This window comes from Streptomyces sp. NPDC060198, from assembly GCF_042728415.1.
In the GTDB taxonomy this organism is placed as follows: domain Bacteria; phylum Actinomycetota; class Actinomycetes; order Streptomycetales; family Streptomycetaceae; genus Streptomyces.
Genome location: NZ_JBHWZJ010000522.1, coordinates 1 through 3,843 on the forward strand (window position 1 = coordinate 1; position 3,843 = coordinate 3,843).

Annotated in this window: 3 protein-coding genes; all 3 read right to left on the minus strand. The window is 71.4% G+C overall.

What is annotated here, in order from left to right; translation table 11 throughout:
• Nucleotides 1-162: 162 nt before the first annotated feature.
• Entirely contained in the window at nt 163-1,950 is a 1,788-nt protein-coding gene (locus ACFWEP_RS32745) for an ABC transporter ATP-binding protein (RefSeq protein ID WP_387375651.1), read from the minus strand.
• A gap of 46 nt (nt 1,951-1,996) precedes the next feature.
• Nucleotides 1,997-3,055 carry an iron-siderophore ABC transporter substrate-binding protein gene (locus tag ACFWEP_RS32750; RefSeq protein WP_387375653.1) on the minus strand — a complete coding sequence of 353 codons (1,059 nt, stop codon included), beginning with the start codon at nt 3,053-3,055 and terminating at the stop codon, nt 1,997-1,999.
• 118 nt (nt 3,056-3,173) lie between these two features.
• A partial coding sequence (locus ACFWEP_RS32755) for an ABC transporter ATP-binding protein (RefSeq protein WP_387375654.1) occupies nt 3,174-3,843 on the minus strand: 670 nt, incomplete at its 5' end.

Below are 3,843 nucleotides of genomic sequence, written 5' to 3' on the forward strand. Positions count from 1 at the left end.
GACCTGGGGCCGGGGCCGTGCGGCGGGCTCCTTGCCGAGGTCTGGTGGCCGCACACGGCTCTGTGTGCGGCCGGGCCCGCCACGGACGGGGCTTACGGGGTCGTACGCTCCGGGGCGCGTTTCGTCAGTACCGCCGGACAGGCAGGTCTGACGGAACACGCTTCAGCTTCCTTCGCGCCAGGCCCGCCACAGGCGCGCGTACCGGCCGTCCAGGGCGACCAGTTCCTGGTGGGTGCCCTGCTCGACCACACGCCCGGCGTCCAGCACGGCGATCCGGTCCGCCGCCATCGCCTGGGTGAGCCGGTGAGCCACGAACAGGGTGGTCCGGCCCGCGCACGCGGCCAGTACGGCGCGCTCCAGCTCGGCAGCGCCTTCGCTGCCTGCCTCGGCGGTCGATTCGTCGAGCACCACCACGGGGGCGCGGCCCAGCATCAGCCGCGCCAGGGCGATCTGGGCGACCTTGGTGCCGTCCAGTCGTTCGCCGCCCTCCCCGACCGGCGTGTACAGCCCGTCCGGCAGCTCGTCGAGCCACTCCCCCGCGCCGACCGTCCGCAGCGCGTCCGTCAGTTCGGCGTCGGTGGCCGACGGCGCGGCGAGGCGCAGGTCGTCGGCGAGCGGACCGGAGAAGACGTGCGTCTCCTGCGTCAGGATGCTCACCAGGGCCCGGGCCCCGGCCTCGTCCAGGTCGGCGAGGTCCGTCGGCCCGATCGTCACGGACCCGGACTGCGGGGTGCCGATGCCGGCGATCAGCGCGGCCAGCGTCGACTTCCCCGCGCCCGTCGCTCCTACGAGGGCGAGCGAGCCGCCGGCCGGGATCGTCAGCGACACGTCGCGCAGGACCGGCTCCTCGGTGTCGGGGTAGCGGTAGGTCAGCCCCTCCACCGCGACGGCGTGCGGGACGGCCCGGGCCGGGGCTACCGCGGTGTCGCCGACCAGCCGGTCTTCCGCCTTCTCTCCCAGCACCCCGACCAGCCGGGTCAGGCTGGCGCCCGATTTCTGCGCCTCGTCGAAGGTGAACATGATGGAACCGAGCGGGGTGAAGAGCCGGTGGAACATCAGCGGGGCGGACGCCACCTCTCCGAGGCTCGCGGCGTCGTTCTCCAGCAGGGCGTACCCGACCAGGAGGATCAGGACCAGGCCGATGAACTCGGCGCGGTTCTCCCTGCCGACGAACCGGCCGAAGAACCGGAAGACCTCGACGCCGAGTTCGCGTACCCGCCAGGACTCGCCGGTGACCTTCTCGCGTACCGCGCCCTCCAGGCGGTAGGCCCGGACGGTGTCGATCCCGTCGAGGCCGCTGATCAGGGCTTGGGCGCGGTCCGCCTGGGCGGCCCGCTGCTTCTGGTAGAGCGGCGCGGAGCGGGGGAGGTACCAGCGCAGCGCGAACGCGTAGGCGGGCAGCGCGCCGGCCCCGGCGAGGCCGAGCCGCCAGTCCAGCTGGAACATGGCGGCCGTCGCGATGACGACCAGCACACCGGCCGTGAACACCGTCGGCACCGCCGACCTGATGCCCTTGGAGAGCTGGGCGACGTCGTCTCCCACCCGGGAGAGTACGTCTCCGCGGCCGACCTGCTCGACCCGGGCGCTCGGCATCCCCAGCACCGCGCGGACGGCGCCCTCGCGCAGTCGGGCGAGCAGGTCCGCGCCGAGCCGTCCGATGAGGTAGGTCGATCCGGCGGCGGCCGCCGCGCCCAGCAGCGCGGCAACCCCCATCAGGACTCCGACCGTGACCAGGGCGGATCGTGACTCGCCGTCGACCACCCCGTCGACCACCCGGCCCAGCAGAAGTACCGGGAGCACCTGGAGGACCGCCCCGGCCACCGTGGTGAGCACGGTGGCGGCCGTCAGCAGAGGTACCTGCCGGCAGTGCGCCACGAGCCATCGGGTGGCTTCTCCCCCGCCCGCCGTGCGCAGGGTCGCGGGGGCGGGGCGGGTCTGAGTGATGCTCACCCGGATCCCCTGACGGGCCGTGCGGTGCGCGACGGGGTGGCCGTCATCACTGATCGACCGACTTCACGAGTTCGTCGATGGCGTACGGCAGGGAGAGCAGGGTGCCCTGGGACATGGCAGCGCCGACCGCGGGGCCCTCGCTGTCCAGGAGGTACGAGACCTTCCCGGCCTTCACGGCGGCGAGGTTGTCGAAGAGGTCGAACTTCTTCAGCGCGTCCGTGTCCGCCTTGTCGTTGATGACGAAGATGCGGTCGACGTCGACGACGTCGATGCGTTCGGGCGAGAGCACGGTGTAGAACTTGCCCCCGGCCGCCTTGTCGACCTCCGTCGCACCCTTGTAGCCGATTCCGGTGATGAGCCTGCCGCGCACGTCGGTGGTGGCGAACGGTGCGACCGATCCCTCGTACCAGGAGAGCGCCACGGCGGTCTCGTCCGCGAACTCCGGGTGCGCGGTGGCGGCTGCGTCGAGCTTGTCCTGAATGCCCTTCACCAACGCCTGGCCCTCGGTCTCCTTGCCGAGCGCCTTGGCGATGTGCACGGCGTTGTCCTGCCACGGAGCGCTGAACGGCTCCTTCTCGGCCTTGGTGCGGCCCACCGTCGGCGCGATCTTGGAGAGCTTGTCGTAGGCGGCCTGGTCGATCTCGGAGTAGACCGCGATGATCAGGTCCGGCCGCAGGGCGGCGATCTTCTCGTAGTTGGGGCCCGCGTCACCGTTGCTCATGATGACCTCGGGGCGGGCGTCGCCCCACTTGTCCTTCACCCAGGGCCACTGGGTGTTGATGTCGGGGGACGTGCCCGCGGGGTTCGGGTACTGGTCGACCATGCCGACCGGCTTGATACCGAGCGCCAGGATGGCCTGGTCGTCGGTGTAGCCGACGGAGACGACCCGCTGCGGGGCCTTGGTGATCTCCGTGGTCCCGAAGGCGTGCTCCACCGTGACCGGGAACGCGCCGGTGGCGGCGGCCGGCGCGCTCTCGCTCGCCTTCGCGTCCGGCTCGTCGGAGCCACCGCAGCCCGCGAGGAGGCCCACACCGAGGGCCGTGGCGGACAGGACCGCCGCCACCCGCCGCCAGGACTTCGTACCGGTCGTTCTCTGGAGCAGCATCCCGAATCCCTTGCTCTCGCACTGGCCGCCTGCGCCCCGGTCCCCGAGGCAGCCAAACCGTATCCTGAAGAGGTGAGGCCAGCCTAGCCTAACCAAGGTATTTCCTGTGATTCGGAGCCTAGTTGGAACGAACATGGGTGCGACCGATGGGCACGATGAGGGGCCGGTCGCCCACCGGGTCGTCGATCACCTCGGCGCGCAGGCCGAACGCCTCGCGCAGCAGACCGGCGGTGACGACGTCCCGGGGGTGCCCCTGCGCCAGGATCGATCCGTCGCGCATCACGATGAGGTTGTCGCTGTAACGGGTCGCCAGATTGAGGTCGTGGAGCACCATGACGACCGTGCAGCCCGACTCGTGCAGGTCGTCCACGAGGTCGAGCACGTCGATCGCGTGGGCCAGGTCCAGATACGTGGTCGGCTCGTCCAGCAGCAGCAGATCGGTACCCTGGGCCAGGGTCATCGATATCCAGACGCGCTGCCGCTGCCCGCCGGAGAGCGAATCGACCGGACGGTCGGCCAGTTCGGACACCCCGGTCATCGCCAGCGCGCGTTCCACCACGGCGGCGTCGTCGGAGGACCACTGCCGCAGCCAGCTCTGGTGCGGATGGCGTCCCCGGGCGACCAGGTCGGCGACGGTGAGCCCTTCGGGTGCGACGGGCGCCTGCGGCAGCAGCCCCAGCTTCTTCGCCACGTCCCGGGTCCGGAGCCGGGCGATGTCCTCACCGTCCAGGACGACTGTGCCGCTCGTCGGTTTGAGCAGCCGGGTCAGGGTGCGCAACAGGGTCGAC